General features: G+C 63.6%; 12 protein-coding genes and 2 tRNA genes. 9 read left to right on the plus strand and 5 right to left on the minus strand.

What is annotated here, in order from left to right; genetic code table 11:
• The first annotated feature begins 219 nt into the window (after positions 1-219).
• Positions 220-1,662, plus strand: coding sequence for a pyruvate kinase (pyk, locus tag AC1AYX_RS03310; RefSeq protein WP_476502168.1), 1,443 nt, complete (start codon positions 220-222; stop codon positions 1,660-1,662).
• 199 nt (positions 1,663-1,861) lie between these two features.
• On the opposite strand, the gene AC1AYX_RS03315 is transcribed toward pyk, so the two are convergent.
• Positions 1,862-1,935, minus strand: a tRNA-Leu gene (locus AC1AYX_RS03315).
• Between the two features lie 188 nt (positions 1,936-2,123).
• On the opposite strand from AC1AYX_RS03315, the gene AC1AYX_RS03320 reads away from it, so the two are divergent.
• From AC1AYX_RS03320 to AC1AYX_RS03345, 6 genes are all read left to right on the plus strand, one after another.
• The gene (locus AC1AYX_RS03320; protein ID WP_476502169.1) at positions 2,124-2,915 is read left to right on the plus strand and encodes an ANTAR domain-containing response regulator; all 792 of its coding nucleotides are present in this window, start codon (positions 2,124-2,126) and stop codon (positions 2,913-2,915) included.
• Positions 2,916-2,948: 33 nt separating this feature from the next.
• Complete coding sequence (polA, locus tag AC1AYX_RS03325; protein ID WP_476502170.1) at positions 2,949-5,795, plus strand: DNA polymerase I; 2,847 nt, start codon at positions 2,949-2,951, stop codon at positions 5,793-5,795.
• Between the two features lie 53 nt (positions 5,796-5,848).
• Positions 5,849-6,781 (plus strand): Nif3-like dinuclear metal center hexameric protein, encoded by a 933-nt coding sequence (locus tag AC1AYX_RS03330; protein WP_476502171.1) that lies wholly within the window; start codon positions 5,849-5,851, stop codon positions 6,779-6,781.
• Positions 6,782-6,785: 4 nt separating this feature from the next.
• Positions 6,786-7,403 carry an NUDIX hydrolase gene (locus tag AC1AYX_RS03335; protein ID WP_476502172.1) on the plus strand — a complete coding sequence of 206 codons (618 nt, stop codon included), beginning with the start codon at positions 6,786-6,788 and terminating at the stop codon, positions 7,401-7,403.
• 140 nt (positions 7,404-7,543) lie between these two features.
• Positions 7,544-9,685 carry a glycogen debranching protein GlgX gene (glgX, locus tag AC1AYX_RS03340; protein WP_476502206.1) on the plus strand — a complete coding sequence of 714 codons (2,142 nt, stop codon included), beginning with the start codon at positions 7,544-7,546 and terminating at the stop codon, positions 9,683-9,685.
• 116 nt (positions 9,686-9,801) lie between these two features.
• A tRNA-Leu gene (locus AC1AYX_RS03345) sits at positions 9,802-9,889 on the plus strand.
• Between the two features lie 874 nt (positions 9,890-10,763).
• Here the strand turns inward: AC1AYX_RS03345 and AC1AYX_RS03350 are convergent.
• The 4 genes from AC1AYX_RS03350 to AC1AYX_RS03365 form a co-directional block, all read right to left on the minus strand.
• The gene (locus AC1AYX_RS03350) at positions 10,764-11,645 is read right to left on the minus strand and encodes an ABC transporter ATP-binding protein (RefSeq protein WP_476502173.1); all 882 of its coding nucleotides are present in this window, start codon (positions 11,643-11,645) and stop codon (positions 10,764-10,766) included.
• 1 nt (position 11,646) lies between these two features.
• A complete protein-coding gene (locus AC1AYX_RS03355) occupies positions 11,647-12,324 on the minus strand; it encodes an MFS transporter (RefSeq protein WP_476502207.1) in 678 nt (225 codons plus the stop codon).
• Between the two features lie 33 nt (positions 12,325-12,357).
• On the minus strand, positions 12,358-12,630 hold the full coding sequence (locus AC1AYX_RS03360) for a hypothetical protein (protein WP_476502174.1): 273 nt from the start codon (positions 12,628-12,630) through the stop codon (positions 12,358-12,360).
• A gap of 120 nt (positions 12,631-12,750) precedes the next feature.
• Positions 12,751-13,296, minus strand: a complete 546-nt coding sequence (locus tag AC1AYX_RS03365; RefSeq protein ID WP_476502175.1) for a hypothetical protein — start codon at positions 13,294-13,296, stop codon at positions 12,751-12,753.
• A 185-nt stretch (positions 13,297-13,481) separates the two neighbouring features.
• On the opposite strand from AC1AYX_RS03365, the gene AC1AYX_RS03370 reads away from it, so the two are divergent.
• Positions 13,482-14,894 carry a DHA2 family efflux MFS transporter permease subunit gene (locus AC1AYX_RS03370; RefSeq protein ID WP_476502176.1) on the plus strand — a complete coding sequence of 471 codons (1,413 nt, stop codon included), beginning with the start codon at positions 13,482-13,484 and terminating at the stop codon, positions 14,892-14,894.
• A gap of 51 nt (positions 14,895-14,945) precedes the next feature.
• Positions 14,946-15,965: a lipocalin-like domain-containing protein gene (locus AC1AYX_RS03375; RefSeq protein WP_476502177.1), complete on the plus strand. Its 1,020-nt coding sequence runs from the start codon at positions 14,946-14,948 to the stop codon at positions 15,963-15,965.
• Positions 15,966-16,734: the final 769 nt, after the last annotated feature.

The raw sequence follows: 16,734 nt of genomic DNA on the forward strand, positions 1-16,734 counted from the left end.
GGATGATCCGTCGGCCCGGTGAATTCTACGAGAACGCTCACGGAATTCCCTGAAAGGGGATTTTCCGTGGGCGTTCTTTGTATTGCGGCGATTGGGCTGTGAGCGTTAACAACACACCGATGGGAAAACTGGAAGGAACGGGCGAAAGCTAGTACACTGTTCCGTGGAAAACGTAGGTCGTCCGGCCTGCGTCCCTTGCAATAGTTAGGAATAGGCAACATGCGCAAAGCCAAGATCGTCGACACCATCGGTCCCGCCACCGAATCCCTCGAGGGCATCACCAGCCTCGTCGAGGCCGGCATGGATGTGGCCCGTCTGAACCGTTCGCACGGCACCCCGGAGGACCACCTCAAGGTCTACAACAACGTGCGTCAGGCCTCGAAGGCCGCCGGCCGCAACGTGGCCGTGCTGGTCGACCTCCAGGGCCCGAAGATTCGCTGCGGCTGGTTCAAGAAGAACGCCGAGGGCGAGGACAAGGTCGAGCTCAAGGAAGGCCAGGAGTTCGTCATCACCACCGACGACGTCGAGGGCGACGAGCACATCACCTCCACCACCTTCAAGGGCCTGCCGGGCGACTGCCACCCGGGCGACCCGATTCTCATCGACGACGGCAAGGTCCGTCTCGAGGTCACCAAGGTCGAGGGCAACAACGTGTACACCAAGGTCGTCGTGGCCGGTCCGGTGTCCTCCCACAAGGGCATCAACCTGCCGGGCGTCGCCGTCTCCCTGCCGGCCCTGACCGAGAAGGACGAAGAGGATCTGCGCTGGGCCATCCGCACCGGCGCCGACATCATCGCCATGTCCTTCGTGCGTTTCGCCACCGACATCGACCGCGCCCACGAGATCATGGACGAGGAAGGCCGCCGCATCCCGATCGTCGCCAAGATCGAGAAGCCGCAGGCCCTCGAGAACCTCGAGGACATCGTCAAGACCTTCGACGGCATCATGGCCGCCCGTGGTGACATGGCCGTCGAGTGCCCGCTCGAGGAGGTCCCGCTGGCCACCAAGCGCATCATCGAGCTGTCCCGCCACTACGCCAAGCCGGTCATCGTGGCCACCGAGGTCCTGGGCTCCATGGTCCACTCCCCGGTCCCGTCCCGCGCCGAGGCCTCCGACTGCGCCAACGCCGTGCTCGACGGCGCCGACGCCACCATGACCTCCAACGAGACCGCCGTCGGCGAGTACCCGGCCGTCACCGTCGCCACCATGTCCCGCATCTCCGGCTTCGCCACCGAGCACGGCTTCGACCGCATCCCGGCCCTGAAGAACCTCGACATGTCCTCCACCGGCGCCGTCTCCTCCGCCGCCGTCGACCTGGCCGACAAGCTCAATGCCAAGGCCATCGTCGCCTACACCCAGACCGGCAACACCGTGCACCGCGTCTCCCGCGAGCGTCCGGCCGCCCCGATCTACGGCATCACCAACAACGAGCACACCTACCACTGGCTGGCCCTCTCCTGGGGCACCGAGGCCTTCCTGCTCGAAGAGGACTACCATGACAAGTCCCGCAAGGACCTCATGGTCTTCACCGACAAGCTGCTGCGCGACGCCGGCAAGGTCGTCGACGGCGACAAGATCGTCATCCTGAGCTCCGCCCAGGGCGAGCACCAGCCGGGCAGCACCGACTCCATCTACGTCCACACCGTGGGCGCCTGCGACTGATTCCATCAGCGCGGAAATGAGCCGATAGGCGAATTCCCGGCGTAAGCCGGAACGAGCCGGCGAAAGGGTCCCTTATCAGCTATCAGCGTCACGGCTGATAGCTGATAAGGGACCCTTCCTTTATGCCCACGTATGCCCACTGTGCCCGAACGAATACAGAAAATCCCCGCAACCATGAAGATTGCGGGGATTTCAGCCGTGCCCCCGGTGGGACTCGAACCCACACTGCGCAGATTTTGAGGCTGCTTCCTCTACCAATTGGGATACGGGGGCGTATCCGGTTATCGACGATGCCGTAAGGCACTCGTGACAATATAGCACATCGGCGCGATGCGGCGCACATGATGCGCGTCCCGCGTGGCGATTTCGTTCAGGGGAGGGCACGTCGTGCGGGCGGGCACTGGGATTATGCGTTAAAATCGCCAAGGATGACTTTGTAAGCATATGAGGAAAGGACTGGCATGGCTGCTAAGAACGCCGATGATCAGACTCCGAAGATGGAGCCCGTGCTGACCGAGGAGGAGCTGGAGGCCGTCGCGCAGGAGGCCGCCGCTCCCCGTGAGGAGGCCGCCCCGGCGGAGGCGGACGAGAACCGCAAGCGCACCGTCGTGGTCGCCGAGGACGAATCCGTGAACCGCATGGACCTCGTCGGCATGCTCGAGGACAACGGCTATGAGGTCGTCGGCGAGGCCGCCAACGGCGAGGAGGCCGTCGAACTGACGCGTGCCAAGCGCCCGGACGTGGTGTGCATGGACGTCAAGATGCCGCGCATGGACGGCATCACCGCCGCCGGCCTGATCTGCGACGAGAACATCGCCCCCGTGGTCATGCTCACCGCCTTCTCCCAGCCGGACCTCGTCAAGAAGTCCACGGGCGCCGGTGCCATGGCCTACGTGACCAAGCCGTACGAGGAGTCCAAGCTCATCCCGGCCCTCGAGGTCGCCATGGGCCGCTTCGCCGAGATCAACGACCTACTCGACAACGTCGAGCGCAGCGAGGCGAAGCTCAAGGAGACCAAGGAGGAGCTCGCCAAGGCGCAGGCCGACCTCCAGAAGGCGCAGGACACGCTGGAGGAGCGCAAGCTCGTCGACCGCGCGAAGGGTCTGCTCATGGACAAGGCGGACTTCTCCGAGCAGGGCGCGTTCCGTTGGATCCAGAAGACCTCGATGGACCAGCGCATCCCGAAGAAGCGTCTCGCCATGGCCATCATCGCCAAGTACGGCGACCCGAAGCCGGAACGCAACGAGCGCTGAGACGGGCCGAACGGAACGGACGTTCACGGATACATGGCGCAACAAGAATCCACGCCGACGCGCGGAACGCTGCTGGTCGTAGACGGCCATTCGCTGGCGTTCCGCGCGTTCTTCGCTCTACCGGTCGACAACTTCTCCACCTCCTCCGGACAGGCCACGAACGCCGTCTGGGGCTTCGCCTCGATGCTCTCGCAAGTCGTCGATTCGGAGAAGCCCGACCATCTCGCCGTCGCCTTCGACGTGAAGGGCGGCACCTTCCGCAACGAGCTGCTGCCCCAGTACAAGGGCACGCGCGACGCGGCCCCCGAGGAGCTGCTCACCCAGCTGCCGCTCATCCAGGAGATGCTCGCCGCGCTGGGCGTCACCTACATCGAGAAGCCCGGCTACGAGGGCGACGACGTGATCGGCACGCTCGCCACGATGGGCGAGAAGGCCGGCTACCATACGCTCGTCCTGTCCGGCGACCGCGACGCGTTCCAGCTCATCGACGACAACGTCACCGTGCTCTACCCGGGCCACCATTTCAAGGACCTCAAGCACATGACGCCGGACGCGGTCGTCGCCAAATACAAGGTGACGCCGCAGCAGTACCCGGATCTCGCGGCCCTGCGCGGCGAGACGGCGGACAACATCCCCGGCGTGCCCGGCGTGGGTGACGGCTTCGCCGCCAAATGGATCAACCAGTACGGCTCCCTCGACGCGATCCGCGAGCATGCGGACGAGATCGGCGGCAAGAAGGGCGAGGCGCTGCGCGCCAACATCGACCAGGTGATGCTCAACCGCAAGGTCAACGCGCTCGTGCGTGACGTCGACCTCGGCGTGACCGTCGACGACCTCACGTTCTCCGGCATCGACGCGGGACGTCTCGACGCCCTCTTCACCAAGCTCGAATTCGGCGCGCGCACCAAGAGCCGTCTGATGAAGACGTTCAACAACGGCGTCGCGCCCGTGCTCCCGTCCGGCGCGTCGACGGCCGCCGACGATTCCCCGACGCTCGACATGCCGCATGCGGAACGTGCGGCGGACGCCGCGTCCCTGCGTGCGTGGGCGGAGCGCCATCTGCCCGCGGCCGACGGAACAGCCGACGGAACGTCCGACGGAACGGCCGACGATCAGCCCGATTGGGTGCTGTACGCGTCCGGAGACGCGCGTCCGGGCCGCGCCGCGGTCGACGCCGTCGTGCTGCTCGCCGGCGGCGAGGCCATCGTCGTCGACAAGCCGGCGCTGGCGGACGACGGAATCGTCGACACACTGCGCGACGTGGTGGCCGCCCACGCGGGCACGATGACCGTCCACGGATACAAGGAGCATCTGCATCTGCTCGCCGCCGCCGGCGTCGCATTGCCGACCCCCGCGTTCGACACGAAGCTCGCCGGCTACCTCGTCAAACCCGACTTCCACGCGGATTCGCTCGAACAGGCCGCCGCCCAGTTCCTCGACCTCCATCTGGAGGAGCACGAGGAGGCGACGCAGGGTCTGCTCGACCTTGACGCGGGCGACGCCGACGAGACCGGCGGCGCCGCGGTAGACGGCGCGAACGACGGCGCGGAACCCGATCAGGGCACGTTGCGCGACGCGGCCATCGTCGCCGCGCTCGCCCGCGAGCTCAGGCCGCGCATCGCCGCGGACGACCAGTCGAAGCTCCTGACCGACATCGAGCTGCCCGTCTCCCGCGTCCTGTACGGGCTGGAGGCGGAAGGCGCGAAGGTCGACGAACGCCGCCTGGAGGACATGCGCGCCGGCTTCGCGGCCGACGCCGAGCAGGCGCAGCGCATCGCCTGGGAGAACGCCGGTTCGCGCGTCAACCTGCAGAGCCCCAAGCAGCTCGCCAAGGTCCTGTTCGAGGACATGGGCCTGAAGCCCACGAAACGCACCAAATCCGGTTCGTACACGACGAACGCGGACGCGTTGCAGACCCTGTACGTGCGCAACGCGGACGACGATCGGGCCAGCGGCTTCCTCGGCGCGCTTCTGCGCCACCGCGAGACCAACAAGTTGAAGCAGATCGTCGCCACGCTGATCGACGCGGTCAACCCGGCCGACGGGCGCATCCACACCACGTTCGAGCAGACCGTGGCCGCCACCGGGCGTCTGAGCTCGGTCGACCCGAACCTGCAGAACATCCCCAACCGCAATGCGGCCGGACGCGAGATCCGCTCCGCGTTCGTGCCGGGGGAGGGCTTCGAATCGCTGATGAGCTGCGACTATTCGCAGGTCGAACTGCGCATCATGGCGCATCTGTCCGGCGACGAGGCGCTCATCGAGGCGTTCCGCAGCGGCGCCGACTTCCACCGCTACGTGGCGAGCCTCGTCTACCAGCTGCCCGTCGACGAGATCAGCGCCGACCAGCGCAGCCACGTGAAGGCCATGAGCTACGGCCTCGCCTACGGACTGAGCACGTACGGCCTGTCCCAGCAGCTCAAGATCAGCCCCGGCGAGGCGGAGGGCCTCAAGAACAAGTACTTCGCCACGTTCGGCAAGGTGCACGACTATCTCGAATCATGCGTCGCCGAGGCGCGCCGCAAAGGCTACACGGAGACGATGTTCGGCCGCCGCCGCTACTTCCCGGGACTGAAGTCGACCAGCCGCACCGTGCGCGACGCCGCCGAACGCGCCGCGCTCAACGCGCCCATCCAGGGCACGGCCGCCGACATCATGAAGATCGCGATGATCCGCGCCGATTCGGCGTTGCGGGACGGCGGGCTGAAGAGCCGCATCATCCTGCAGATCCACGACGAACTCGTCGTCGAGATCGCGCCCGGCGAGGCCGAGCGGGCGACCGCACTCGTCAGGGACGCGATGGAGCACGCCGTCGCGCTCGACGTGCCGCTGGACGTGTCCACCGGCATCGGCGACGACTGGCAACTCGCCGCGCACTGACCCGCATCCGACCAGCACCGGCCGGCCGCCGTCGGAAAGGAAAGGAGAGAAGGATGACGAACCTCAACCAGGCCGTCGACACGCTCGAAACGCTGTATCCGCTCAAATATGCGGAAAGCTGGGACGCGCCCGGCCTCATCGTCGGCGACCTCACGGCGCCGGTGACGCGTATCGCGTTCGCCTGCGACCCGACCATGGCCGTGATCGACGAGGCGCTGGAATGGGGCGCGGACCTGCTCGTCGCGCATCATCCGCTGTTCTTCCGTTCCGTGCATCAGGTGTCCGGGCTGGGCGCGCGCGGCATGATCGTGAACCGTCTCAGCCGCTCCGGATGCGCGCTGTGGGTGGGACACACCAACGCGGACTGCGCGGTGCGAGGCGTCGGACAGGCCGCGGCCGACGGCTTCGGCCTCGTCGACCAGCGCGCGCTTGTGCCGATCGACGATCCGGGCGCGGCCGGTCCCGTCGGACTCGGCCGCGTCGGACGCCTGCCGGAGCCCGTCACGCTGCGCGAGTTCGCGCGACGCGTGTGCGACGCGCTGCCCATCGACACCGCGCTCGGCGTGCAGGCGTGCGGCGACCCGGATACGCCCGTCGAGACCGTCGCCGTGCTGCCCGGCTCCGGCGACTCCCTGTTCGACGAGGTGCGCGCCGCCGGCGTCGACGTGTACGTGACCAGCGACCTGCGCCATCATCCGGCCACCGACGCCATCGAACAGGCGCGATACGAGGCGTCGATGCGCGCGGCGGGCGTCACGCTCGGCACGGGCGACGCGCACGCGCGCCCGTGCCTCGTCAACACGCCGCACTCGGCCATCGAATCGATGTGGTTCCGTTACGCCGTCGGCGACATCGCCGACGCGCTCGAACGGCGTTTCGGCGAACGCCCTGAAACGAACTGGATCCGCCGCGACACGGATCCGTGGACGCTTTCGCTCCACCGGAGCGCTGACGCGACGACGGACATGACGACGGAAGGGGAGTGAGACGATGACGGACGAACGCGCCGTGCTCGACGCCAGCTCCGACGGCATCGACATGAACGTGCCGGCGAAGGTGATCGAACGCCGCGAGGTCTACCGCGGCGCCATCTTCCACGTGGAGGACATGACCATCGGACTGACCACGAACGGCGGCGGTGTCGTGCCGATCCGCCGGCAGGTATTGCGTCACGCCCCCTGCGTCGTCATGCTCGTGCACGACGTGACCACGGACCGCTACCTCATCGAACGCGAGTACCGCGCGGGCAGCGACATCTTCGCGTACGGGCTGCCCGCCGGGCTCATGGACGAGGGCGAGGACGTGCGCGCCGCGGCGCTGCGCGAACTCGCCGAGGAGACCGGCGTCGCCCCCGCCTCCGACGAGGCGATGCGCATCGACCATGTCGGCGACTACTATTCGTCGGAGGGGATGACCGACGAACTCGCCCACATCATGGTCATCCATCTGGACGCGTGGAGGAACGTGCCCCGGCACTTCGACCCGGACGAGCACGTCGAATCCGCGTGGGTCGGCTGGGAGGAGCTTCTCGCCACCCGCATCACCGCGTCCAATTCGATCATCGCCATCCAACACGAGACGATACGGCGACTGACCGCACACGACTGACGACTTCCGGCGGCCCATGACCGCCGACGAGCGCCGCCGAATCGCGGATCGCCACGATTCGACGGCGGCGACCCAACCCATCACCGACTGTTCATATACGGTGACGATTCACCACACATGGAGGTGCGATACTGGTGAATATGCAGATACGACCAGGTTTGACCTATCCGTACGGCGCGAGCTACGACGGCGCCGGCGTGAACTTCGCGCTGTTCTCCCAAGTGGCCGACAGCGTCGAACTGTGCCTGTTCGACGATGACGACAACGAGACGCGCATCACGATGACCGAGCAGAACTCGTACGTCTGGCACAACTACATCCCGGGCATCCAGCCGGGACAGCGCTACGGCTACCGCGTGCACGGCCCCTACGACCCCGGCCAGGGCCTCAGGTGCAACCCCGCCAAGCTGCTCCTCGACCCCTACGCCAAGGCCATCGAAGGCAACATCGACGGCGACGAGAGCCTGTTCTCCTACCGTTTCTCCGACCCGGACAACGACGGCGTGCTCAACGACATGGACTCCGCCGCCCACACCATGAAATCCGTGGTCGTCAACCCGTACTTCGACTGGGGCAACGACCAGCACCCGCGCATCCCGTACCACGATTCCGTGATCTACGAGGCGCACGTGCGCGGCATGACCAACCTCAACCGCGACGTGCCGCCGGACATCCGCGGCACCTACGCGGGTCTCGCCTACCCGACCGTCATCGAATACCTGAAGAAGCTCGGCGTGACCGCCATCGAACTCATGCCGATCCACCAGTTCGTCAACGACTCGTTCCTCCAGGAGAAGGGCCTGTCGAACTACTGGGGCTACAACACGATCGGCTTCTTCGCCCCGCACAACGCGTACTCGTCGGCGGGGGAGCGCGGTCAGCAGGTCAACGAGTTCAAGTCGATGGTCAAGGCGTACCACCAGGCCGGCATGGAGGTCATCCTCGACGTGGTGTACAACCACACCGCCGAAGGCAACCACATGGGCCCCACGCTGAGCTTCAAGGGCATCGACAACCGCGCCTACTACCGTCTCGTCGACAACGACCAGCGGCACTACTTCGACACCACCGGTACCGGCAACTCGCTGCTCATGCGCTCGCCGCACGCCCTGCAGCTCATCACCGACTCGCTGCGCTACTGGGTGTCCGAAATGCACGTCGACGGCTTCCGCTTCGATCTTGCCGCCACGCTGGCACGCCAGTTCCAGGAGGTCGACAAGCTGTCCGCGTTCTTCGACATCGTCGAGCAGGATCCGATCATCAGCCGCGTCAAGCTCATCGCCGAACCGTGGGATCTCGGCTCCGGCGGCTATCAGGTGGGCGGCTTCCCGTCCAGCTGGTCCGAATGGAACGGCCGCTACCGCGACACCGTGCGCGACTTCTGGCGCTCGCAGCCGTCTACGTTGCCCGAGTTCGCGTCGCGACTCATGGGCTCGTCCGACCTGTACCAGATGAACGGGCGCCGACCGGTCGCCTCCGTGAACTTCATCACCGCACACGACGGCTTCACCCTCAACGACCTCGTCTCGTACAACGGCAAGCACAACGAGGCGAACGGCGAGGGCAACCGCGACGGCGAAAGCAACAACCGCTCGTGGAACTGCGGCGTCGAAGGGCCGACCACGATCCGCGACGTCAACGAGCTGCGCCAGCGCCAGATCCGCAACATGCTCTCCACGCTGCTCGTCAGCCAGGGCATCCCGATGATCTGCGGCGGCGACGAGGTGGAGCGCACGCAGCAGGGCAACAACAACGCCTACTGCCAGGACAACGAGATCTCGTGGACCGACTGGGACCTCGACGAGACCCGCGAGGACATGTTCGAGTTCGTCTCGAAGCTCATCCACCTACGTCTCGACCACCCGGTCCTGCACCGCCGCCGCTTCTTCTCCGGCCGTGAGCCGGGGGAGGACACGGAGACGATCCCGCAGGTCGAATGGTTCGACCACACCGGCTCCATCATGGATATGGAGGACTGGCAGAACACGCACGCGTTCTCGATGATGGTGTACCTCAACGGCTCCAACATCCCCGAGCTCGACTACTACGGCAACCCAATGGTCGACAACGACTTCATCCTCATCTTCAACGCCCACTACGAGCCCATCCAGTTCACGCTGCCGGACGAGCGCTATGGGCGCAAGTGGAAGCTCATCGTCGACACGCACAATCCGAAGGGGCCCGTGCTCAACTACGAGGCCGGATTCGCGATTACCGCGCAGTCGCGTAGCTTCATGCTGCTGATGAGCGCCGAGAAGCCGAAGCAGCCGCGCAACTTCTGACGGATGTTCCCGACGGGCGCGCCGGCGGGGCGGTCTTTCCGCTCCACCGGCGTGTCGCGGATTTGACGATTCGTCATGTTCTGGTAATGTATTCACTCGTTGCCAAGACAACACCTGTCCGGGTGGCGGAATGGTAGACGCGCTAGCTTGAGGTGCTAGTGCCTATTTTATACAGGCGTGTGAGTTCAAGTCTCATCCCGGACACCGGCAAGACCCCGTGGTTCCCAAGGAACCCGGGGTCTTTTCCGTATACCCGATACCCGCGTTGTCGACGTTGCCGTGCCGGGATCATAGGCCCCGTGCCGCCGTGGCATCGTGCCACCGTGCCGCCGTGCCGGGACCGCGACCCCATGGTGCGGTGAAACCCTCATGGTGCGGTTGCCGCAAACGGCCATTTTCCGCCGATATGGAGATTTTGTGTTGCCGCACCATGGGAGTTGCGGGCGGGGGAGAGAGAAAGAAAAAGCCCTTGCTCACCGGTGGGTGAGCAAGGGCTACGGGTCGGGCTGACAGGATTTGAACCTGCGACATCCTGTTAGGATTCGAGGGTTCTTGGCTCGGGTCAGCCGTCTTGGTTGACCTCAGAAACCTTGGAATTAAGCCATTTTTGAGTTTCGAGTTTCTTTGTTCAGGCCGCTGCGATTGGCAAATTGTGACGGTCATTGTTAGCAAAATGTTAGCGTCTTGGAGCTTGGAAATGGCGGAATCATGCGGCGTGTCGCGAATGCCGTTCTGAAGCTGTGTTAGCACTCTTGCGGTCTGCTTTCGCTTGCTTCGCTGGTTGCGATGTCGAAGAGAGCGACATGTGCTCCCTATTCATCTGATGACGAATGAGCAACCCCTTGTTATTTTGAAGGGTTGATTCGCTGGTTTTCGAGGACTTCATTAGGTGCGTTTTCGTTGCAATGACGCCGTTTGGACGACTTTCGTGAGATTTCGCTGATCGCTGCTGATTTCGTTGTTTTCCGCGGTCGCTGTGTCCCGGTTGTGTCTGCATCGGTTCCAGTGCTCCCCAGTCGAATGCGACATAATGACTGAGGAGCACTGGAGCCGGCGACGAGGCATTCATTCGGACCGCTCATGCGAAACGCAGCCGGTGCGAGGCCCTCCATCGCTGCCCGGTTCGCTCTACGTGTAGCGGGACGCCGAACATCGATTCGAGACGTTCGTCGGTAAGTCCTTCGTCAAGTGGTCCGGTGAACGTGATGGTTCCCGGTGTCGTGTTGCCGTCAAGTGTGGCGTAGATGCGCGGATGCGTGTCGAGGTATGTCATGCACTCGTGTTCCATCATTCGGCCCATCATCGCGATATGGTCGAATCCGGCGGGGATGTCCTCCACCTGATGCGTGACGAGCAGCATCGTGCGCTCGTCCCCTCGCGAGGCCAGCGCCGACAGTTCTCGCAACACCGTTTCACGGCCGCCCAGATCAAGGCCGGTGGTCGGTTCATCGAAGATCAGGAGATCCGCCGGCGAGACGAGCGCGCGTGAGATCATCACCCTCGTGCGTTCGCCTTCGGACAGGTTGCGCCACTGTTTGCCGGCCAGATATGCGATGCCGAGCCGGCGCATCATCGCGTACACCTTCTCGTATGCCTCGTCGGCCGAATCCTTCGTTCCTCGTGGAATCCCCGAGACGACGACCGTGAGCGGGTTCATTCCCGACCCGATGTTGTGCCCGAACGCCGCCGAGACGATGGCCACGCGGGTGCGACGACGCTCCGGGTCCGAGCCCGCGACTGTTCGGTCCCCGAAGACGCGCAGTTCGCCGACGTTGGGGTAGGTGCGCATCGCGATCATTTCCAGCAGTGTGGATTTTCCCACTCCGTTCGGTCCGAGCAGCACCCATAGTCCGCCGGTGGCAATGGTGAGGTTCACGTCGGCAAGGATCGGCCGCCGATTGCGATAGTAGCCCACCGACCGGGCTAGTACCATTGCGTCGTGGGTTGTTTCGCCGAGCATGTCATCGCCCCGCTTCCGTATTCCGTCCGATGATGATGCCGATGGCGGTCTGTGCGACGGCCAGTATGGCCAGCATGATGAGCACCGTCCGCCATCCCGAGGTGATGTCGTAGATTGTTCCGGCCAACATGGGACCGACCGCGGCGAGCAGGTATCCGACGCATTGAGCCATGTCCGACAGTTGCGTCGTCTCCTCGGTGGTCGAGGTCTTCAATCCGATCAATGAGAGCGCCATGACCAGAGAGCATCCCGAGCCGATGCTGGCGACGATGATCCACAGCAGATCGAGCCGCGGCGCGAATGCCAGTCCGAGCGCGCCGATGGCCAATGGCACGCTGGCGACGACAACGGCGGCGACCTGGCTGTCGCCCTTCAGCAGCACGGGGATGAGCAGTCCCATGACGATGCCGACGAGCTGGAAGACCGCCAGATGCCAGCCGGTCCGGTCGGCGGGCACGCCGAAGGAGACCTCGATGGTGGGCAGCCAGGTGGCGCACACGTAATAGTTCACGGATTGCAGCCCCATGAACAGGGTGACGGCCCATGCCTCCGGCCTTTTCCACATGGAGACTCGGAGTCGGGTCTCCGATGCCGTACTCCGTCGGCTGCGGGGCTGCGCATCGGTGGTGGTCTTCGCAGCCGGGGTCGTCCTTCGCGCATTCGCCCGTGAACGCCACAGCTACAGCAGCGTGACGATTCCGGCGGGAATGGCTCAGATGCCGAGCGTGCCCCGCCGCCCGATTGCATCGGACAGGGGCAATGTCACGGCCGAGGCGAACGCGGCCATGCCGGTCATGTATGCGGAGTACATGCCGGTGGCAAGTGATGTGTGACCGGGGTAATCGCGTTTGACTATGGCCGGCACCAGAACGTTGCCCACCGCGATCGAGCAACCGATGACGAACGTGCCGGCCCACAGTCCGATGGTGCCGCATGCCGAACGGATCACAATGCCGAGCGTCAGGAACACCATCGCGGCCAGCACGGTGCGTTCGATGCCGACGAGGGGATGGGATGACGTTCTGTTATTTGTTCCATGATGATCGACTAGATGATTAAAGAGTATCCGTGTGATGATGCCGTTGATTCGTATAGGGGGTGTTCGTTATCGCCCGTCGGGGATCCGAGCGGCGATGGCGTTGAGGTTTTCGACGACCGCCGCGATGATCTCGTCGTCGCTTTGTCCGCCTTCCAGCTTGAGCAGGCCAAGCGAGTGGAGGGCCCCGGCGATGGAGAAGACGGCGGCGATGCGCTCGCGTTCGTTCGCTGCTCGGGCGGAGTAACGTTCGACGAGCGTCGATTCGATTTTGCGGAACATGGCTTCGGGGCGGCCTGCGAACAGGACGCGCAGATCGTCGATCTGGCTGTCGATGGCCGGTCTCCAGCCATTGAGGAATGCGGGTGGATCGGACAGGATCTTGTCCTTGTCGGGGTAATGCTCCAGCATCGCGTCGATGGTCTCGTCCTCAAGCTTGTCGTTGAGGTCGTATACGTCGAGGTAATGCTTGTAGAACGTGCTCGGGTTGACGAGCGCAAGGTCGCAGATGCCCTTGACCTTGACCTTCGAGACCGGAACTCCTGATGCCCGTAGGCGCAGGAACGCCTCGCGGATTGCCTTGCGGGTTTTGATGATGCGCAGATCGGTCACCATGCTCCTTTCGTTCTGCCGGTAGCGTCATTCCCGCTCCGTCCCATAAGCCGTGGGTTGTTCGACGATTCAGGCGAATCGTCGAATAAGCGAGAAATGTCGCATATCGGTGGTTGTCATCCGTTGCGTTTCGATAATAATTGATGCCCGTTGAATAATCAATAACTATTGCTTATTGGAGTGTTATTGTGAAACTTGGCATCAACAGAAAACAATGGATCATGGTCATCGTGCTGCTCATGGGCACATTGCTGGCCGTGCTCAACATGTCGGTGGTCACGCCGGCGCTGCCGTCCATCATGAAGGACCTCGGGGTGGATTCCACCACCGTTCAGTGGCTGTCCAGCGGCTATTCTCTGGTCGAGGCGATGGTCATCCCGCTCGCCGCGTTCCTCATGGGGCGCTTCTCCACCCGCAGGCTGTTCATTGGATGCATCTCATTGTTCGCGGCCGGCAGTCTCGTCGCCGCATTCGCGTCGACCTTCCCCCTGCTCATGGTCGGCCGGGTGCTGCAGGCCCTGTGCACCGGCGCGATCATGCCGATGGTCACCGCGGTGATCCTGCTCGTGTTCCCCAAGGAAAGCCGCGGTACGGCAATGGGTATCACAGGACTCGTCGTCGGTTTCGCCCCGGCGCTCGGCCCGTCCGTCTCCGGCGTGATCATCGACTCGTTCGGCTGGCGCACGCTGTTCGTCATCATGGCGGCAGTCTCGCTGATCGTCATCGCGTTGGCCGCCGTCTACCTGCGTAACTTCGACGGCTTCCAACCGGGTGCGTTCGACCTTGTCTCCGTGCTGCTCTCCTCGGTCGGTCTGGCATGCCTGTTGTACGGGCTGTCCACGTTCACGTCCACCGGCAACATGATGCTCACCGTCTCGCTGATCGTCGTCGGCGTGCTGCTCGTGGCCGTGTTCGTGCGCCGACAGCTCAAGGCGAAGGAACCGATGCTGCGCGTCGGAATCCTCGCCAACCGCACCTATGCGCATTCGGTGATCATCGTGGCATGCATGCAGGCGGCCCTCATGGGTTGCAACGTCATGGTGCCGATGTTCATCCAGACCGTGCTCGGCGCATCCGCCACCGCCAGCGGGCTCGCCATGCTTCCCGGCGCCCTCATCGGCGCATGCTGCGGCATCGTCTCGGGCCGCATGTTCGACAAATACGGCATCCGCAAGGTCGCCCTGCCCGGCCTGACGGTCATGACCATCGGCGGCGTGCTCATGGCTCTGCTCGGCGCGGACGCCTCGGTTATCCTCACGGCATGCGCCTACACCGTGCTCTACACGGGACTCATGTTCGCCATGACCCCGGTGAACACCTGGGGCATCAACGCGCTCGACAACGAAAACATCGGACACGCGCAAAGCGTGACCAACACCGTCGGACAGATCGCCTCCTCGATGGGCACCGCCCTCATCGTGTCCATCTCCGCGCTGTCCACCACACTCGCGCCCACCGCCACCGGACACGCGCAATCCATACTCGGCTCGACGCTGGCATTCGCCGCCATCGCGGTCATCCTCGCGGCCGCCCTCATCACGGCGCTCTTGACGACTCGGACTCGCCGTGGCGCGACGAAACGGACCCTCGCCGGACAGTGACCGAACCGACAGCGCATCAACAGACAACACGGAACCAAAACGAAACGAGACATGATGAACACCACGAACAACTCGCTGACCCACAACATCCGCACCTTCCGCCACGGCACCGAACCGCTGGTGGACCCCATCCGGGACACCTTCATCCGCACCGACAAAGCCGGCAACTCATGGTTCTGGGTCGGCCATTTCGAGGCGGACGGACACACCCTCGACTTCATGTACCACGTCAGCGTCCTGCAGCTCTCCAAATACCTGCCGGTGCGCATGATCAACAGCGTGCTGTCCATCACCGATGAGACCGGACGCATCTACCGTCACGAAGACCGCTTTTACAAGGTCAGGCGAGGACAAGTCGCAGGCCAGGGACTGCACATCCACACCGACAAGGACGTCATCGAAGGCGACCTCGACAACATGCGCATCGCATCGGCCATGCCGGACGGATCCATCTACCTCGACCTGCACGGCACCGGATACCCACTCTACAGTCTCGGTACCGGCTACTTCCAGATCGCCGGAGTGGCCAACTACCAATACTCGTTCCCGCACATGGCCGCCAAAGGCGTCATCACTCTCGACGGCCAGCGCCACGAGGTGGAGGGGATGGTATGGATGGACCGTCAGTTCGCCGGCATGCCCAAAGACAGAAGCCTCAAGGACGGCTACAACTGCAAATGGCTGTGGATGAACCTCTGCTTCGACAACGATCCCGACGTGATCAGCCTATGGGGTGTAACCGAACTGGCCACCGGCAGCGAACATTGCTGGGCCAGCGTCCTGCACGAGGACGGCACCCAATCTTCCGCCGGCGTGGATCCGATGGTCGACGACTCCTTCAACGTGTGGGAAAGTCCTGTGACCGGCATGAAATACCCGACCGGATGGACTATCTCCATCCCCGAATGGGAAGCGAAGCTCACCGTCACATCCATCATGGACGAACAGGAAATCGCCTCGCCGAACCCCTCCGGCCGCAAATACGAAGGCGCAAGCCAAGTGGTCGGCACCTACCGAGGACACTCGGTGGCGGGCCACTGCTGTCTCGAACTCGTCGGAGGATGGAACTGACAACACCGGCCCATCCTCCGAAATCACCGGCGTCGGGCCGATTCCGCCAACCCGCCGAAGAAAGCCACAGCCCAACGGGCCGGTGAACAAGGGATTCGGAATGGGCACGGAATAGCCTTTCGGGGGCTCTCGCACAAGTTAAGCCCGTCTCGCGCACAACACGAGACGGGCTTGACTCCTTGTTTTTATTTAATCCATAAAAACCTCCCATTTCTTCCCCCGATAGCGGCACGTCGAACTCATTGGCATCGAGCGGCTCGCATTCCCCCAACCGTGATGGCGGGTAGCCCCTTTCCCCATCGGAGTTCATGAAGTCATCAATATCGTATTGCTCGATCAGAGCGCGCTTCATCAGCGTCGGGAACGACCCCGAACGCCACTCGCCGTTAATCGCATATGTGAAGTAGAGATCCATTTCAGTACGCCAGCGAGTGGCCGGATCCACGCGACGTAATTCTTCGTCGGGATTGCAGTAATAGAACGCCTTCACCTCCACGGTGCTGTCGATGCCGTACCGGTCGAGCAGTCGCTGATAGAGCTTCTGGGTGCGGCTTCGCGTCTCTTCGACCAAGGGCAGGTAATCCGTCGTTGGATACACGTCAATCATCGTGGACATGCCGCCAATCGTACCCAAACCCTTGGAATCACAAGGATTACTGGCATCGTCCGACGTTAACAAAAAGTGTTAGCGGATTCGGCTAATCCGTTAACACTGGAATTATGTTAACGAGCAGCCTCGAAGCAAAACAAAGAAGCCCTACATCCCAAG

It is taken from the genome of Bifidobacterium sp. LH_419, assembly GCF_056356955.1.